This window comes from Kibdelosporangium aridum (assembly GCF_900176515.1).
In the GTDB taxonomy this organism is placed as follows: domain Bacteria; phylum Actinomycetota; class Actinomycetes; order Mycobacteriales; family Pseudonocardiaceae; genus Kibdelosporangium; species Kibdelosporangium aridum.
Window position 1 is genome coordinate 70,273 of record NZ_FWXV01000011.1, and the last position, 16,903, is coordinate 87,175.

General features: G+C 66.8%; 14 protein-coding genes. 6 read left to right on the forward strand and 8 right to left on the reverse strand.

Features of this window, described 5'->3' with window-relative positions; all coding sequences use genetic code 11:
- Positions 1–21: 21 nt before the first annotated feature.
- Positions 22–6,003 (reverse strand): ThuA domain-containing protein, encoded by a 5,982-nt coding sequence (locus B9C43_RS43205; RefSeq protein ID WP_084433198.1) that lies wholly within the window; start codon positions 6,001–6,003, stop codon positions 22–24.
- A gap of 211 nt (positions 6,004–6,214) precedes the next feature.
- A complete protein-coding gene (locus B9C43_RS43210; protein ID WP_235039187.1) occupies positions 6,215–6,853 on the reverse strand; it encodes a hypothetical protein in 639 nt (212 codons plus the stop codon).
- Between the two features lie 225 nt (positions 6,854–7,078).
- Between B9C43_RS43210 and B9C43_RS43215 the strand changes: the two genes are divergently transcribed.
- The 5 genes from B9C43_RS43215 (at position 7,079) to B9C43_RS43230 (ending at position 10,371) form a co-directional block, all read left to right on the forward strand.
- Complete coding sequence (locus B9C43_RS43215) at positions 7,079–7,882, forward strand: ANTAR domain-containing protein (protein WP_235039188.1); 804 nt, start codon at positions 7,079–7,081, stop codon at positions 7,880–7,882.
- A 44-nt stretch (positions 7,883–7,926) separates the two neighbouring features.
- Positions 7,927–8,160 (forward strand): hypothetical protein, encoded by a 234-nt coding sequence (locus tag B9C43_RS56105; RefSeq protein ID WP_143447005.1) that lies wholly within the window; start codon positions 7,927–7,929, stop codon positions 8,158–8,160.
- 247 nt (positions 8,161–8,407) lie between these two features.
- A complete protein-coding gene (locus B9C43_RS43220) occupies positions 8,408–9,217 on the forward strand; it encodes a GAF and ANTAR domain-containing protein (protein ID WP_084433200.1) in 810 nt (269 codons plus the stop codon).
- A 13-nt stretch (positions 9,218–9,230) separates the two neighbouring features.
- Positions 9,231–9,488, forward strand: a complete 258-nt coding sequence (locus B9C43_RS43225) for a hypothetical protein (protein WP_084433201.1) — start codon at positions 9,231–9,233, stop codon at positions 9,486–9,488.
- A gap of 73 nt (positions 9,489–9,561) precedes the next feature.
- Positions 9,562–10,371 (forward strand): ANTAR domain-containing response regulator, encoded by an 810-nt coding sequence (locus B9C43_RS43230; RefSeq protein WP_084433202.1) that lies wholly within the window; start codon positions 9,562–9,564, stop codon positions 10,369–10,371.
- A gap of 16 nt (positions 10,372–10,387) precedes the next feature.
- Here B9C43_RS43230 and B9C43_RS43235 read toward each other — a convergent pair whose 3' ends face one another.
- Both B9C43_RS43235 and B9C43_RS43240 read right to left on the reverse strand, forming a co-directional pair.
- The gene (locus B9C43_RS43235; RefSeq protein ID WP_084433203.1) at positions 10,388–11,095 is read right to left on the reverse strand and encodes a GAF and ANTAR domain-containing protein; all 708 of its coding nucleotides are present in this window, start codon (positions 11,093–11,095) and stop codon (positions 10,388–10,390) included.
- A gap of 320 nt (positions 11,096–11,415) precedes the next feature.
- Positions 11,416–11,862, reverse strand: coding sequence for a nitroreductase family deazaflavin-dependent oxidoreductase (locus B9C43_RS43240; RefSeq protein WP_084433204.1), 447 nt, complete (start codon positions 11,860–11,862; stop codon positions 11,416–11,418).
- 218 nt (positions 11,863–12,080) lie between these two features.
- On the opposite strand from B9C43_RS43240, the gene B9C43_RS43245 reads away from it, so the two are divergent.
- Entirely contained in the window at positions 12,081–12,479 is a 399-nt protein-coding gene (locus B9C43_RS43245) for an STAS domain-containing protein (protein WP_084433205.1), read from the forward strand.
- 19 nt (positions 12,480–12,498) lie between these two features.
- Here B9C43_RS43245 and B9C43_RS43250 read toward each other — a convergent pair whose 3' ends face one another.
- From B9C43_RS43250 to B9C43_RS43265, 4 genes are read right to left on the reverse strand one after another with little or no spacing between them, the layout of a single operon-like run.
- Positions 12,499–13,671, reverse strand: coding sequence for an ROK family protein (locus tag B9C43_RS43250; RefSeq protein ID WP_235039189.1), 1,173 nt, complete (start codon positions 13,669–13,671; stop codon positions 12,499–12,501).
- Positions 13,655–14,521: a carbohydrate ABC transporter permease gene (locus B9C43_RS43255; RefSeq protein WP_033382472.1), complete on the reverse strand. Its 867-nt coding sequence runs from the start codon at positions 14,519–14,521 to the stop codon at positions 13,655–13,657. The genes B9C43_RS43250 and B9C43_RS43255 overlap by 17 nt, the downstream gene beginning before the upstream one ends.
- Positions 14,518–15,453 carry a carbohydrate ABC transporter permease gene (locus tag B9C43_RS43260; RefSeq protein ID WP_084433207.1) on the reverse strand — a complete coding sequence of 312 codons (936 nt, stop codon included), beginning with the start codon at positions 15,451–15,453 and terminating at the stop codon, positions 14,518–14,520. Before B9C43_RS43260 ends, B9C43_RS43255 begins: the two co-directional genes overlap by 4 nt.
- A 5-nt stretch (positions 15,454–15,458) precedes the next feature.
- The gene (locus B9C43_RS43265) at positions 15,459–16,832 is read right to left on the reverse strand and encodes an ABC transporter substrate-binding protein (RefSeq protein WP_200825958.1); all 1,374 of its coding nucleotides are present in this window, start codon (positions 16,830–16,832) and stop codon (positions 15,459–15,461) included.
- Between the last annotated feature and the right edge of the window lie 71 nt (positions 16,833–16,903).

A 16,903-nucleotide genomic window follows, 5' to 3' on the forward strand; every position in this document is an offset into this window, starting at 1 on the left:
GAAGGCGCCCCGCCTGGCTGGTTACTTGACTGGCCCGGACAAGCGCTTGATCAGCGCGTCGGTGTCCCTGGTCAGGGTCTGGCGGACTTCGGCGATCGGAACCGTCTGCTGGTTGGTGACCAGCTTGCGGAACTGCTGGAGTTCCTGCACGGTCTTCACGTCGTTGCCCGCCGCTTCGGCCTTGCGCACCTTGGTCAGCTGCGTCTGCAGCTTGTTCGCGCTGGCCTGGGACAACCAGCCCACGGCACGGAACCGGTCGACCAGGTTGCCGACGTCCCGTGTCGATGTGGTGACACCGAACGAGACGGTCTGCACGGTCTGGTTGCCTGCCTTGTCCACCGCTGTCACCGACAACGTGTGGATGTTGAGTCCCAGCTCGTACAGCGCCTGCAGCGAACCGGACGTGAACGGCTTGCCGTCCAGCGCACCGCTGACAGACTTGATCCCTGAGGTGGGATCCACTGCCTGCCAGCTGATCCGCAGATCCTGGCTGTCGCCGTAGATCTGCCCGTCGGCCACTCCCGAGACGAGGACCGTCGGCTTGGTGCCGTCGATCTTCACGGTGGCGGCCTTCTGCTGCTCCACGTTGCCCGCCCGGTCGGTTGACCGGTAGGCCACCGTGTGGGTGCCGTCACCGGTGACGTTGACCGGTTCGGTGTAAGGCGTCCACGGTCCACCGTCCAACGAGTACTGCGTCGAGGCGACTCCGGCGGCCGGGTCCACTGCGGACAGTGTCACCGGGATGGCACCGGCGTGCCAGCCGTCGTCGTTCGGCGCGGCGAACTCGGCCGTGGTCAACGGTGCTGTCGCGTCCTTGTTCACCGGCAGGGAAGCCGAGAACGTGTTGCCCGCGGCATCGGTGACCCGGTAGGCCACGGTGTGGCTGCCGTCGGCGGAGACGCTGACCGGGTCGGTGTACGCCGCCCACGGTCCATTGTCGACACTGAATTCCGTCTTGGCTATCCCGGAAGTCGCGTCGGTACCCGTCACAGCAACCGAGACACTGCCGACGAACCAGCCGTTCTGACCGTCCGGCGCCGCCGGAGTAGTCACCGCTGTGGCGGTCGGCGCGGTCGTGTCCACCTTGACCGTCAAGGTCTTGGCGGTCTCGACGTTGCCCGCCTTGTCCGCGGAGCGGTAACTCACCTGGTGAGTTCCGTCGCCGCTGACCGTGAACGGCACGGTGTACGGAGTCCAAGCGCCACCGTCCACACTGTACTCAGTGCGATCGACACCGCTGCCCGAGTCGGTCGCGGCCAAGGTGACCGTGACCGGACTCGTGGACCATTCCGGGACTGCCGGATCGGTGGTCGCCGTGGTGACCGGCGCCTCCGAGTCGGCGGGCTGGCCCCACGAGCCACGGAAGTAGTCGAACTTGACTGTCTTCGACGCTGTCTGGTTGGTGCCCAGGGTGAACAACCCGACCTTGCCGGAAGCCACAGCGGCGTTGCTCACCGTCTGTCCCATCTCGGTCCATGTCGTCCCGTCCGCGGAGTACGACCCGCGATACGTGTTGCCCTGCTTGGCCAACCGCAGCCACCAGACACCCTGGGTGAGGTTGCCTGCCGAAGGCTGCGGGTCCTGGATGGCGTCGCCGACCTCGCTGCGCAGCTCGATCCTGCGCGCGACCGGCGAACCGGCCGCGTTGTCGGCAACGTAGTCGAGTTTGACGTAGTTGGCGTCATCCAGGTACGCGATCAGCCCCGCCTGCTGGTACTGCTCGTTGAGGGCACTGGCATCCACCTTGGTCTCCACCGTCCAGTCACCGCTTGGCGGTGTCTGCAGGGTGAAGTTCTTCGGCCCGGTGTTGCCCGTGCCGTAGATGTCACCCGGGGTGGTGTCCATTTCCAGGTTGCCGCCGGTCAGGCGCATGGCAGCCGGGTCAGGACGGACAACCGTGCCCCACCGGCAGGTGTCCAGCGCGGAGCCGTCGAACTCGTCGTTCGGGCCGGGTGCGCTCGCGGTGTCGTCCGGCGTGATCTGGAACCAGTCGAACGCCGCGTCGATCACCGGGCGGTTGCCGGTGCTGGCGAAGGACGCCAGACCGATGCGCGGGTTTGGGATCCCGGCGATCAGCTTGTCCGTCTGCGGCATCGCCGTCCACGACAGGCCATCCGCCGAGTAGGACGCGGTCACGTGCGTCCCGTCGCTGGACAACCGGAGATAGGCGGTGTCCGGGAACGCCGCACCGAGGTTGGCCGTGTTGGACTCGGCGACCTCGTTCGGCGCGCCCTTGTCCTCCCGGATGAACTGGAAGACCCGGGCGTTGGCGTCCGCGGTGCCCCGCGCCTGGAACATCATCTTGGCGTAGTTGTCGTCGTCGCCGTACAGCACCAGACCTGCCTGCTGGTAGGCGTTACGAGCGGCCATGGTCACCTTTGTGGTGGCCTGCCACGCCCCGGACGGCATCGGCTGCGCGACGATGTTCGGGACCGGCGTGGAGTTGTCGGTGCCGTAGATCTCCGCTGCGGCAGTCGGGATGTGCAGGCTCCCGCCGGAGACCGACAGGTCCTGGTTCTCCCGGATGACTGTCCACTTTGTCCGGCTAAGCGGACTGTCGAAGGCGTCCGACCGGCCGGACAGGCAGGTCGTCGGCGGACTGTCCACAATGATCGGAACGTTCGCCGACCTTGCCGCACCCTTCGCGTCGGTCACGGTGACCTTGGCGTCGTAGGCGCCTGGCACCTGGTAGGTGTAGCTGGGGTTCGGCGTTGTCGGCTGCGGTGCGCCGGCCACCCCGAAGTCCCACTTGTAGGTCAGCGGGTCGTCGCCCTCGGGGTCGGTCGCGGTGGTCTGGAAGTTCACCGTGAGCGGCGCGGTGCCGCGGGTCGGTGTTCCGGTGACCGTCACGTTCGGCCGCTGGTTCTCCGTCACACCACGGCCGACGAAGTCGACCCAGTTGACGTTGAACAGTGAGGCGTTGGTGTTGTTGCCGACCGGCCTGCGGGCGATGAAGTACAGCGGCCCGCTGGTGGTGGGCGGATTGGACAGCGTCAACGTGGAATCGGTGTAGGTCTGCCAGCCGCCTGTCGCGGGCACCGTGACGGTGCCGACGATCGGGCCGTCGAGCGCCCCGGCGCGGACCTCGATGAGGCCACCCGCGGCACCCGAAGCGACCCGGAACCGCAACGCGTCCACATTGGACAGGTTCGCCGGATCGAACGACCACCAGTCGTCGGGCTCGATGAAGCCGATGTTGCGGAACCCGCCCTGCGGGTCCGACGCGGTCTCCACCTGCACGCCGGGGTCGCCGGAGCTGGTGCTGCCGGGCACCCGGCCGGTCGCGCTGAAGAACTCGGCCTGCTTGTGCTTGGGCTGCAGCAACGCCTCCGCCCGGCCGGTCAACGGCGCCGAGCCGCCCGCGCCGCCTTTGTCGGTGTAGCTGGCTTCCAGCACAGCGAACACGTTGTCGCTGTCACTGTGCCCGGACGACAGAGTCGTCTGCACCGCTCCCCCGCATCCGGTGTACTGGTCCAGCGGATGGCCGTGGGAGTCGTGTCCCAGGATGGACTGCAGGCGCACGTCGTCGCAGTTGATCGTGCCGTCTTCCGGATCGGTGATCGTGATGCCGAATCGCACCTGGTCACCCCAGTCGAAGACACCACCGTTCGGTGGCAGGTTCAGCGTCACCACCGGTGCGCTGTTGCCCACGGTGATGGGGACGTTCGCAGTGGCGGTCCGGCCGTCCTCGTCGCTCACGGTCAGAGTCGCGCTGAAGTTGCCGTTCTGCGTGTAGGTGACGGACGGGTTGGCTTCGGTGGAATCGGTCGTGCCGTTGCCGTCGAAGTCCCACGCGTAGGTGATCGGCGTGCCGTCGGGGTCACGTGAACCACCGCTGGAGAAACGCACGGCCAGCGGCGCCGGACCTGACGTACGGTCCGCTGCGGCCTTGGCGATGGGTGCTCGGTTCCCCTGCACGTAGTCGATCCGGTAGATGCCCGAGTCGGTGTTGTCGCCACCGAACCCGGATCCCCACTCGACCAGGTACAGCGCGCCGTCCGGGCCGAACTTCATGTCCATCGGCTTCTTGAAGCCCATGTTCGCGAAGATGCGGTTGATGTCGGCGAGTTTGCCGCCGTCCTCGTTGAGCTGGAACGAGAACAGGGTGCTCTGGTTCCACTCACCGAAGATCGCCTTGCCGTCCCAGTACGCCGGCCACTTGCGGTCGGACGCCAGCGCCGGGTCGTAGCGGTATGCCGGGCCGGCCATCGGCGCGCCACCGCCGCCGAGTTCGGGGAACGCCGGGTCGGCGACGTAGTGGTAGTAGACCGTCGCCGCAATCGACGGCGGCAGGTTTGCCAGACCGGTGTTGTTGGGCGAGTTGTTCACCGGTTTCGCGCAGTCGAATGCCGCACCAGCCGTGTTGGTGGCGAAGTCGTAGTCGTTGTACGGCTTGTTGTTGCCGACGCAGTACGGCCAGCCGTAGTTGCCGGGCTGGTTGAGGATGTCCCATTCGACGGTGTTCTCCGGGCCACGAGTCGGGCTCGGATTGCCCGCGTCTGGGCCGTAGTTGGCGACAAGAAGCTTGTGCGTCTTGGGATCCAGTCCGATGCGGAACGGATTACGCATGCCCATCGCGTAGATCTCGGCTCGCGTGTTGGCCGTTCCCGGCGGGAACAAGTTGCCCTCAGGGATGGTGTACGTGCCGTCTGGCTGCGGCCGGATCCGCAGCACCTTGCCGCGCAGGTCGTTGGTGTTGCCCGAGGTGCCCTGGGCATCCCACGGCGAGCGGCCGGGCCGTTCGTCGATCGGGGTGTAGCCGTCGGATGCGAACGGGTTGGTGTTGTCCCCGTTGGCCAGCCACAGGTCGCCGGTCTGCTTGTCGAACACCATGCCACCGCCGTGATGGCAGCATTCCGCGCGCTGCACGGGGACTTCGAGCACGGTCTTCTCACTGGCCACGTCCAAGGTGCTGTCGGCGTTCACGGTGAACCGCGACAACCGGTCGACGTCCTTGCCGATGGGCGAGTAGTACAAGTAGATCCAGTTGTTCGTGGCGAACCCGGGGTCCAGTGCCACACCGAGCAGGCCGCTCTCGTTGGCGGTGAACACGTTGAGATGGGCCGACGTGACCACACCACCGGTGGGCCGGATGGCCTTCACGTCGCCGAGCCGGTCGATGTAGAACACGCGTCCGTCCGGCGCGATGTCCAGCATCATCGGGTTGGACGTGTTGTCGTCCAGCGTGACCTTCTCGAAGCTCTTGCCCTGCGAGGCGGAGCAGTCGCCGGGCACGACGCCCGCGGCGGTCTGGATGCCGCCCAGCAGCAGGTGCAGGAAGTTCGGCTCGGTGTAGCTCTCCTTGGTGTGCCCGAGGCCGGTGTACCAGGAGCGGCCGCCGTCGTAGTCCTGACACCAGGTGATCGGATGGTCGGTGCCCATTGTGCCGCCGGTGTAGGACTTCTCGTCCAAGGAAGCCAGCACGTGCACGTTGGGACGAGGGTTCGTCTGGTAGTCGTACCACTCGTCGGCCCGTGACCACAGCGTCGGCAGGCCCTGTGTGGACGGGTGCGCGGGGTCCTCGACCTTGACAGTCGCCTGCTGCGGCACGGGGTGCTGCTTGAAGTACGCGCCGACCAGCGAGCCGTACCAGGCCCAGCCGTATTCGGTGTCAGCGGCAGCGTGCACGCCCGCGTAGCCGCCGCCCGCGCGCACGTAACGTTCGAACGCCGCCTGCTGGGTGTCGTCCAGGACGTCGCCGGTGGTGGACATGAAGATGACCACCTGGTAGCGGGCCAGGTTCACGTCGGTGAAGGCGGCCGCGTCCTCGGTCGCGTCGACCGTGAAGTTGTGCTCCTGGCCGAGTTTCTGGATCGCGGCGATGCCGTCCGGGATGGTGTCGTGCCGGAAACCGGCGGTCTTGGAGAACACAAGCGCCCGGAACGACGGATCGTTCTCGGGCGCTGCGGTGGCGCCAGCTGTCGCCACGGATAAGCCTGTCACTACCACGGCCGCGACAGACAGCACACGTCTGCCCACGGCTCTCAGGCCTTTGCGGATCATCAACTCTCCCAAGGGGGATCCGGGGGTAACCACGTCGTTGGCCCCGAAGCCGCGGACTGTCCGCACTGTCCCCTTTCGCTCCGCGTCCGCACGGTCGGCCTCTATTTGTACAATGCCTGAACCAATTAACGACACGGCCGGGATCACGTCAAGAGGTCAGACCGAGATTTGTCCACGCCGTGAACGAGTCGGCATTCGTTCACCAGCTGAACTAAATACCGGTCCTGACTTGGAGTTCGACGCGGTGGCGCAGGTACTCGTCGGGATGTGTCCGCCCGATGTGCACGGCCTCGGCGACAAGCGGATGCAGTTCCCCGGGGTAGTGCGACGGGTGCAGCGGGAGCTGAGGCAGTAGGCACCGGCGAACGTCGATGTCCTCGTTGACCACGAACTCACGCAACGCGGCCTGGTCCCAGCGCACCTGGATGTCTTCGACCATCTCCAGCGTGGCCCAGTACCAAGCTCGTGCCGCTCCGGCCCGTTCCTGATTCGTACCGGTGCGCAGAACTTCCAGGAGCGCTTCCTGCGTCCGCCGGGCACCGAACGCCACCCTGAGCGGCTCGACGAACTGCCGGTTGAAACTCGGATCCGGGTCATAGACCGCCGCACGCAGCAGAGCGCCGAAGAACGGCTCGGGCAGGTCGATGAGGTAGTCGGAGTCCAGATAACCCAGGGCTTTGCGCAGGGCGATCCGTTGCTCGCGCTCGCTGGGCCCAGCTCCAGCCATCCGGCCGGGAAGATGAACGCGGACCAACTGGAGCAGCTCGGACATGCAGAGCTGGAACTTCTGTTTTCCGGCGCCGACGGGATCCGGCAACGCCATCAAGTAAGGCGGGTCGTCAGAGCTCATCTCACCCCCTGGCTCACCACCATTATGGCTATACAGCAGGACGGCCTCGGCTCACCCGAGACCATCCTCCGCCTACCGATCCGCTTACCGGGAACCGTCGTCGTTCTTGGGCCACCACTTGCCGCTGGACGGATAGGACAGTCCCGGTGTCGGGGTGACGCCACCGGGCGTGGGAGTCACACGCAGCACCCCCAGTTCGGCGAACCTCGAATTTGACGTCGGCCAGTGACGCATCGGCCGGGCCGCTGGGTGATGATGGACATCCGAAGGAGCCATCCTGAGGACGAACTGCCGACGGTCGAGCGCGGAGGTAACGAGGCGGTGGATGGTGAACGCCATCAGCGACTCTGGCGACTCGTCACCGAACGCGCTGGTCGTCGCCACTTCCCCGGTTGGGCGGGCGTGGTCTGCGATGTAGCGGTCGACCAGGTCGACATCGACGCCGCGGCGATATCCCTTCGGTCCTCATCGCGGGTGGAGGAGCTCGCCGCGACCAGCGACGCGTGGGCGCGGCGGCTCGAGGAACTGCAGTACACCGCCGGAGACGGGCCGGGGGTGGAGGCGTTCAGCAGAGGCGGCCCGGTGCTGGTGACGGACATGGCCACGGTCGACCAGCGCTGGCCGGGTTTCGTGGACGCGGCCATCGCCGACGGGCTCGCGGCGGTGTTCGCCTTCCCGCTGCAGGCCGGCGCCATCCAGCTGGGGACCCTTGACCTCTACCGCCACCAGCCTGGGGCGTTGTCCGCCGACGCCCTGGCAGACGCGACCGTCCTGGCTGACCTGGCCACCACCGCCCTGCTGACTGACGTCGCACCAACCCGGACGGCGCCATGGGCACGTGAGGACACGCCTGGCCACTACGACGACGTGAACGTCGCGACCGGCATGCTCGCCGCGCAGCTGCGGATCAGTGTCGACGACGCGTTCCTGAGGTTGCGCGCCCACGCATTCAGCACCGGCCAAGCCGTGCTGGAGGTCGCGCGCGCGATCCTCGCCCGCCAGCTACCGTCCGACACCTTCCAGGACTGAACGCCACCGGGCAGCGTTGTCGGTGTCGACCGTATGCTGATCGGGTGCCTCCCGCGCAGGACGTCATCAGTGACACCAGCGCGGCCATCACGGCGCGGCTGGCTGCGCGGCACGATGCTCTCGACATCCTGCGGGCTGTCACCGCTGCGGCTGATGGAGTACGCCGTCGGCGGCCTCAACCTGTTCTCGCCGGTGCTCTTGACGTCACCGCGGAAACGGCTCGCGCCCTGCTGGCGGCGCTACCGGTCAGTCCCTCCGCGACCTGGCCAGGGCCGTAACCAGCGGGACCGTCGCACCACACGAACTGCGTGCTGAGTCAGGACGCCACTAACCGTACTGACTGGCGTCCATGGGCGTAGCGTGAGCAACGCAAGGTGGGCGAGGCGACACGGGACCCGCCGTCGCTCGGTATTGGCCTTCAGCAGCGCAGGGCCAGCATCACGGTTCTCGACCAAGCGATATGGAAACCCTGTTTCCAGCCGTTTCCACATATCGCGGGTACGTGCGTGAGGGAGGTTTGTTCCCGTGGTCACCAACGAGGCTGCTTGGGCGGCGGACAGGGCGGCATTTCGCAATGAGCGGGATCTTCCCTACGGCAGCCCTTTGTCCGAGCAGTTCACCGACTTGACGAGAAACCTGCTCGACGCCACCTCGGTGCGCGGCGTGCTCGAGCAGGTGGTGACGGCCGCGCTCCGGGTGGTGCCGGGTGTGGATCTCGTCTCGGTCACCCTCCGCTCCCGCGATGGCTCGTTTCACACGCCGGTGCACACCGATCCGGTCGCGGTCGCACTCGACCAGGTGCAGTACGAGACCGGAGAAGGTCCATGCCTGGATGCCGCGCTGTCGCCTGGTCCGGCCCAGGCCTGCAGCGATGACCTGGCTGTCGAGTCTGCCTGGCCCCATTTCGGACCCGCCGCCGCCGCGCATGGCGTGCGCGCGGTGCTCTCGGTCGCACTGCTGCCGAACGCGCGCCCGCCGCAGCATTCGGGAGCACTCAACCTTTATTCGCGGCGCCCGGGAGCCCTCCGTGCCGACGCCCACGAGCCCGCACTGCTGCTGGCCACACACGCCTCGCTGGCCCTGGCTGGCACCGCCGCGGTCACCCACGCCGAAATCACGGCGGCACACATGCTGAAAGCCATCGACAGCCGTGACGTCATCGGGCAAGCCAAAGGAATCCTGATGGCACGGCGCGGCATCACCGCCGAGAAGGCGTTCGACAAACTCAGCCGCGCCTCCCAGAACCTCAACATCAAACTCACCGAAGTCGCCCGCCTTCTTGCCACTCACCACACTGAACTCGACATCTCCGATTCGCCGACAGCCAGACCGTGAAAAGAGCGCACCAATGCCGATGACCCAAGGCCCCAATTCATGGCGCGAGGCATCGGCGCGCCGACTGCTGACCCGGCTCAGGCAGCGAACCGCGCTGAACGAAGGTGTCGGCATCCTCCAGGCGTGGAACCTGTGCCACCAGCAGGAAGCCCGCGACCGGTTGTTGTCCGAGCACGGCAGGGCCGGGCAGGAGGCCGAAGCAGACCGGATGATCGCGTTCGTCGACGCGACCGCGAACCGCCGGGCCGATCCAGACGCGCACTGGGACTGACACCAGGCCGCCCGATCCGCGACCCATCGCGCCATGGGCAATGCTCGGCCGATCGACTGAATGGAGGACACAGATGCAGGACGACTGGGACCGGGACAAGGCCGAGTTCATCGCGCACCCGCCGGACGCGCCTCATCCGGCCGACGGCGCCGACCAGAGTCCGCTGGCCCACCAGTTCGCGCAGTTGACCAAGACGCTGCTCAACGCCGACAGCGTGGCGGGCGTGCTGGAACAGGTGGTGCGCGCGACCTTCGCGGTGATCCCCGACGCTGACGTGGTCAGCGTGTCGCTGCGATCCGCTGATGGCGTATTGCACACGCCGGTGGAGACCGACCCGGACGGAGTGGAACTCGACGAGCTGCAGAACCGCTACGGTCACGGCCCTTGCCTCGACGCGGCCCGTAAGGAAGGCGTCGCCTACACCTACAGCGGCGACCTCGCCACCGAAACGAAGTGGCCGCAGTTCGGGCCGGCCGCCGCGGATCTCGGCTATTTCTCGGTGCTGTCCACCGCTCTCGTACCCGACGCCGTTCCACCCCGGCTGTCCGGCGCGCTGAACATCTACTCCCGAACTCCCGGCAAGCTCGGCAGCGAGACCACACGCGACCAGGCTCTGCTCCTGGCCACCCACGCCTCGCTCGCCGTCTCACGCACCCAGGCGGTCCAGCTGGCCGAACTGCGCGAAACAAACCTGCGCCGCGCCGTGGACAGCCGCGACATCATCGGCCAAGCCAAAGGCATCCTGATGCAACGCCGCGGCATCAGCGCCGACGAAGCATTCGACCTGCTTCGCCGTACGTCACAAGAGCTCAACGTGAGGCTCGCCGAACTCGCCTACACCCTGGCCAGCCGGCACGCCGAACTCGACCCGCCCGGCCAGTGATCCACCCCGGATCCGCTCATCCCTGCGCCGACGCCTTGCCGACGAAATCGGCCGCGATCTGGCGGAGTTTGACGTTCGTCAGCTGCGATTCGGTGATCAGGCGCTGCATCGCCTCGGTGGCGCTGATCTTGTGGGTGGCCATCAGGATGCCTTTGGCCTGCTCGATCACGGCACGCGACTGCATCGCGGTGTCCAGGTGGCGCGCCAGCTCGAGGGTCTGCTGGTAGCGGCGGGTCGTGCGCAACCCGAACGTCACAATCGTGGTGTACAGCTCCAGCAGCTTGGCGTCGGTCTCGTGGAACCCGTGGTTCTCGAAGCCGAACAGATTGATCGCTCCGGTCAGGGTGTCGTCCACGCGCAGCGGGGCCGCGAGATAGCTGCCCACACCGTGCCGCTTCGCCGAGGCGGCGAAGTCCGGCCATAGCTCACTCGCGGTGTCCAACGCCAACCGAACGATCTCCCCCGTCGCAGCGGCACGCAGGCACGGACCATCGCCCGCCGCGTACTGCGCCTCGTCGACCGTCATCGCGCGTTCATCGCTGAACGCGGCCGTACGCGCTCCGTCATCATCGATCGCGGTGATACTGGCCATGTCCGCACCAGGGACAACCCGAACCGCCTCAGCGCACACCGCCTCCAGCACCTCGGACGTGCCGGATGTGTTCTCCAGAACGTCGGTCAACGCCGACATGGCGTCTGTGACCTCGTCGAGCAGATCAGTCATACGTCCCACCCGCCACTCCAACGGCTGCAAATGTCAGCGGAGCGGTGAGCCGGAACGGACTCACCAAGCACATTGTGGCGGACCGCAGGCTCTTTCCCGCCACCCACAACGGCGGCGCCTGACTTCAGCTCCGAACCGAGTAGCCGGCGTTCACCCGTTTGAGGGGCATCTCCCGGGTAACCACCCTGATAGGTCCGAAGGAGCGCGCGCGTGGGACAACGGACCAGGCTTCGTCGTTCCAACCCTCGGGGCGGCGAAGCCGTCGCCTACGGTGTCGTCACCGCCCTCACTTACGCCGCCACTGAATGAGCGAGCAGCGGTCACGACGGATTAGGCGGATCGGCAATGCGGAACACCGGATGTGCGGACGCCTCCGCGGCGAATGCACGCACGGGGTCACGACGCTTGGCATCGAAATAAGGCCGGGTCACGGGCTCCTTACGGATGTACTCCCGCAGCACCGGCGCACTTTCCTCCGCCCCACATTCGAACACGCTGACTGTCCGTGTACTGCGGCCGTGCCGGAGTTCGACCTTGCCTGCTGCTCGTGCGTTGTGCACCCACGCGACCTCGCCATACGGCGCGACAAGCCATTCCTTGCCGTCGTACTTGAGAAGACGAATCGGTGTCGTGCGCGGCAGACCGGTGCGCCTTCCTGACGTCGTGAGCAGGACGTAACTGCGCGGTGCCACACCAGCGCGCAGCAATGCGCCGATGACGGCATTGCCGACCTTCCTGACCACCCCGTACTTGTATTTTCGGGCCATTTGACCACCTCGCGTTTCGGCAGACCCCGCGCAACCGGACGGCTTGCAACTGTCGCCCAGACGCCGTAGCGTCGAGTACACCAGAACAGCCCACGGCGGCATGGCGTTAAGCAGGAGCACCGAGTCGCCCTTCGTTGCTGCGGGTTTTGTATTCGGTTCGGGCATCGTCACCGCTCCGCGTGCATGACTTCGTGGTCGCACCCTCAGAGGAGCGCCCGATGAGCACGGATGCGTTCAACCAGATCATCGCCGTCACCACCAGCCGCGTAGGCGAGGTGGCCGTGGTCCATGTCGTCGGCGACGTCGACATGTCCTCCGTCGCACCATTCGCCTCGGCGGTGCGCCGTGAGCTCGACACCTGTCCTACCGGGCTGGTGATGGACCTCCTGGACGTCGGCTTCTGCGGGTCCGCAGGGCTCAACGTCCTCGTCCAGGCCCGCAATCACGCTGAGTCCACGCGGACCGGAGTCCGCCTGGTCGCGACCCGTCCGTCGGTGCTGCGCCCGTTGGAGATCATGGGACTCACCGAGCTGTTTCCCGTCCACCAGTCGGTCAACGCGGCGGTCAGCGCCTGCATGACGTCGACCATGACGTCGACCACCCAGACGGTCCACTAGAGACACGAAGCTGGCCTCGTCACTCCGTGGCGAGGCGTTCCAGTTCCCGGTCGACCGCTGCCGGGGCGTACACCGATTCCACCACCATCGCCCGCAGGCCGAGGACGCCCGCCCGGTCGCCGAGGTCGCTGGTGACGACGTCGAGGTTGCGTGTCGCACGAGGCAAGGCGCGTTGGTACAACACCTCTCGCACACCGGCGACGAACTGTGTCTCGGCCAGATCGCCCGCGATCACCAGCACCTGGGGATTCACCAAGCAGACGACCGTGCTGAGCACCTCGCCGACCAGCCTGCCCGCTTGCCTGGCCAGTTCGACGGCGTTCGGGTTGCCGGCTCGGACGAGTTCCACGAACTCGCGGCTTCCCGCCGCGGGCAAGCGTTGTGCCAGCGCCGTGCCGCTGGCGAGGGCTGCGAGGCAGCCGAGTGCGCCGCACATGCACCTGGCTTCGGAGGACGCATCGACTCGGACGTGCCCGATGTCGCCCGCACCGCCGTCGATCCCCCGGTACACGGCGCCCTCGAGGACCAGGCCTGCGCCGATCCCGGTGGCGATCTTGACCAGGACGAGTGAGGGACAGTCCGGGTATTGGGTGACGTACTCGCCGAACGCCATCACGTTGGCGTCGTTGTCGACGATGACGGGAACACGCCACTTCGCGCGGAGGTGTTCGGCGATGGGATATCCGTCCCATCCCGGCATGATCGGCGGCTGGTGCACCACACCCGTGTTGAATTCGACCGGGCCGGGCACCCCGACGCCGATGCCGCGCACCTGAGCGGCATCGCGTCCGGCTTCGCTGAGCAGTGCGTGGAACTGTTCGCTTGTCCAAGTCAGGATCTGGTCGGGGCCGTCCGCGATGCGCAGCGGCGCCGCTGTTTCGGCCAGCACGGCGCCGGCGAGGTCGAACACGGCGACCCGGGCGTGTGTCGCGCCGAGATCCGCCGCGAGCACCAGGCCATGGTCGTTGTTGAACTCCAGTCTCGCGGGCGGGCGGCCGCCACCGGAGGCGTGCACGCCGTCGGTGCGCAGAAATCCCGCCGTGCGCAACGCGTCCAGTCGATGGCCGACCGTCGAGCGCGCGAGCCCGGTGAGGTCTTGCAGTTCCGCGCGGCTGTTCGCACGCCCGGTGCGCACCAGCCACAACAGGTAACCCGCTGACTGGTGGACGCTGCTGTCAGCCTTTGTCAGCACCGCTGGTGAGCCCTTCAGTCAGCATCCGTTCCGCCGCGTAGAACAGCACGATGATCGGGACGGTCAGCACGACCGACCCGGCCATCAGCACGGTCTTGGGCACCTCGATGCCACCGGCCAGTTGCGCGAGACCGAGCGACACGGTCCAGTTCGACCGGTCTTCGGCCAGGAACAGCAACGCGAACAGGAACTCGTTCCACGCGATCATGAAAACGTACAGCGCGTTCGCCATGATCGCCGGGGTGGCCAGCGGCATGGTCACCCGCCACATCACCTGCCAGCGGGAACAGCCGTCGATCAGTGCGGCCTCCTCGATACCGGCGGGCACCGAGGACAGGTACGTGCGCAGCATGTAGATCGAGACCGGCAGCGTCTGTGCGATGTAGACGATCATCAGGCCGGGCAGCGAGCCACGCAGCCCGAGCTTGGTGAACAGCACGAACAACGGCACGGCCAGCACGATCGCCGGGAACATGTAGACCGCGAGGAACAGGAAGTGGACCTGCTTGTGGCCGAAGAACCGCAGCCTGCTGACCGCGTACGCGCCGGGGATCGAGATCAGCAGCGTGAGCACCACCGCCCCGAGCGACACGATGGCGGAGTTGGCCAGCAGGTTCAGCATGCCCTGCCCGCCGGACTCGGTGGACCCGAGCACCTCCTGGTAGGTCGTCGTCGTCCACTCCGAGAAACCCACCCAGAGCTTGCCGGGATCGGCGAGCAGGTTCTCGATCGGCCGGATCGACAGCAACACCATGTAGTAGAAGGGAAACAGCGTCAGCAGGGCGAGCAGGACGATGACGACCCAGCGCAGCACGCCGAAGAGCTTGGTCTCGAAGGCATCCCGGTTCATCGTGGCTCCACTGGCTTGGGGGCGAAGAACTTCAGGTAGCCGACCAGGAAGACGATCAGCACGACGGCGAGCACCAGCGCCTGCGCGGAAGCGGCGCCGACGTCGAACCGGGCGGTGAGGAAGTTGTAGACGCGCACGCTCGCCACGTCGGTCCCCGCGCCACCACCGGTGAGCAGGTAGACGTCGTCGAACTTGTTGAAGTTCATCGCGAACCGCAGCATCGCCAGCAGCGCGATCACCGGGGCCAGTTGCGGCAGGACGATGTGGCGGAACCGTTGCGACGGCGTGGCACCGTCGACCCGTGCGGCTTCTTCGAGTTCACCGGGTATCGCCTGTAACCGGGCCAGGATGAACAGGAACGCGAACGGGAAATAGCGCCAACCCTCGAACACGATCACCGTCAGCAGCGCGACCGGCACCGAGATCTCGATGCCCAGCAACGAAAGCGTGGCCTCGCGCTGGGTGAGGAACGCGACCGGCCGGTCCCAGCCGAGCAGCCGCACACCCCACTCGTTGAGGATCCCGTACTGCGGGCTGAGCATGACTTCCCAGACGAACGCGACCGCGACCACTGGTGCCACGTACGGCAGGAGCATCGCACCACGCAGGAAACCCCTGCCGCGGAACGGTTTTCGCAACGCGAGCGCGGCGGCCAGCCCGATGATGACCGACAGCACCGTGCCGCCGATCGCGTAGGCGAGGGTCGTACCGAGCGAGCTCCAGAACCCCGGCGAGTCGAACACGATCACGAAGTTGGTCAGCGTGTAGCGCTCGAACAGTCCGGTGTCCCGGATGTTGATCAACCGGATCCGTTGGAACGCCAAGATCAGCGTCCACGCCAGCGGCAGCACCACGACCGCCAGTACGACCAGCAACGTCGGTGAGATCAGGGCGAGACCAGTGCGGTTCTCCTGTTGTCGCAGAGTGGGCATGCCCCTCACCTCATGGAGGTCTGGATCGCGCGGACATCGGCCGCGGACTGCTCGGCCGCCTCGTCGGCGGTCGTCCCGCTGAGCATCGACTCGACTGCCTTGCTGACCGGCATCTCGCTGAGCGCCGCGCCCATCAGCACACCTTGGCGCTGGTCAAACCCCCAGCGGCGGAAGTGATCGGTACTCTCGCGCAGTTCCCGCATCGTCTCCGGCGGATAGATCTCACCAAGCGGCCGTTTCGTGTCGACGCCGGCAGGCATCCGCTCCCACGCCGTGGTGAACCGCTGCGGATCGGCCACCGTGCCCCGGCGAGCCGGGATCTTGCCTTCCGGCGCCATCCCGATCCATTCCGGGTACGCCTGTTCGTCCAGCATGTACTCGACGAACCGTTTCGCTTCCTCGCGTTTCGCACCGACCTGCACGGTCCATGACGTGAGTTCGCCGTATTGCGCGGCGGCGCCGCCATCGGGTCCTTTGATCGCGCCGACCACCCCGCTGTTGGCCGCGAGGAAACCAGGGTCCTGCTGGCACTGCGGGCACGACGGCATCGCGTCGGCACGCAGCGCGCCGAGTTCGTCGAGCAGGTACGACGACCACATGATCATCGCCGAGCGCCCGGCCAGGTACGTGGCCCTGGTGCTGTCCAGGTCCTGCGCTCCGGGCGACGAGTAGGAGGTGATCAGCTCGTTGACGAACCGGAACGCGCCACGGCACTGGGCGTTGTCCAGGGTGATCTGGCCGTTGCCGTCGATGAGTTCACAGCCGTTGCCCGAGGCGAGGCCTTCGAAGGCCTGCCCGGTGGCCGCGTCGTTGGCCGAGGTGGCGATCGAGATGCCGGCGATGCCGTCCCGGTTGAGGGTTCGCGCGGCCTGCGTGATCTTGTCGTAGGTGTCCGGTGTGCCCAGTCCGGCGGCGGCGAAGAGATCCTTGCGGTACACCAGGATTTGCGCCCAGCCGTCCGACGGCACGGCGAGCTGCCGGTCACCGTCCCTGGTCAGGCCCAGCGCGCGGGGCGCGAACGTCGACGGGCCCAGCCGGTCGACGATCTCCTGCGCGGCACGGGTGTCGAGCAGTTCGTTACCGGCCAGCTGCCAGGTCGCGGTGAGCGGCAGAGCGCCGATCACGTCGGGCGGTCTGCCCGCCGCCGCGGCCGACATGATCATCTGACTGAACTGGTTCTCGTCGATGGCGACCACCCGGACCGGAATGCCGGTCTGCTGGGTGAACCGCTCAGCGATCCGCTCGGTGGCCCTGATCCGATCTGTCTGGTTCTCCAGACTCCACACCACCAGGGCGTTGTCCGCAGCCACACCGGTGGAGCACCCGCTGACCAGACAGGCGGCCAGCGCCGCAGTGACCAGCCTGAACCGTCCCCGCACGATCAGCCCCCTTGCTTTTGATCGACGTATGGACACTACAGCAGTACTTATGCTTGTTGGCAATACAAAAG

Bases quoted from the DNA above. Each gene is read 5' to 3' on its own strand.
- B9C43_RS43255 (WP_033382472.1), bottom strand. From the start codon at position 14,521: ATGAACCGGGATGCCTTCGAGACCAAGCTCTTCGGCGTGCTGCGCTGG.
- B9C43_RS43205 (WP_084433198.1), bottom strand. From the start codon at position 6,003: ATGATCCGCAAAGGCCTGAGAGCCGTGGGCAGACGTGTGCTGTCTGTC.
- B9C43_RS43240 (WP_084433204.1), bottom strand. From the start codon at position 11,862: ATGGCCCGAAAATACAAGTACGGGGTGGTCAGGAAGGTCGGCAATGCC.
- B9C43_RS43210 (WP_235039187.1), bottom strand. From the start codon at position 6,853: ATGAGCTCTGACGACCCGCCTTACTTGATGGCGTTGCCGGATCCCGTC.
- B9C43_RS43230 (WP_084433202.1), top strand. From the start codon at position 9,562: ATGCAGGACGACTGGGACCGGGACAAGGCCGAGTTCATCGCGCACCCG.
- B9C43_RS43260 (WP_084433207.1), bottom strand. From the start codon at position 15,453: ATGCCCACTCTGCGACAACAGGAGAACCGCACTGGTCTCGCCCTGATC.
- B9C43_RS43235 (WP_084433203.1), bottom strand. From the start codon at position 11,095: ATGACTGATCTGCTCGACGAGGTCACAGACGCCATGTCGGCGTTGACC.
- B9C43_RS43245 (WP_084433205.1), top strand. From the start codon at position 12,081: ATGAGCACGGATGCGTTCAACCAGATCATCGCCGTCACCACCAGCCGC.
- B9C43_RS43225 (WP_084433201.1), top strand. From the start codon at position 9,231: ATGCCGATGACCCAAGGCCCCAATTCATGGCGCGAGGCATCGGCGCGC.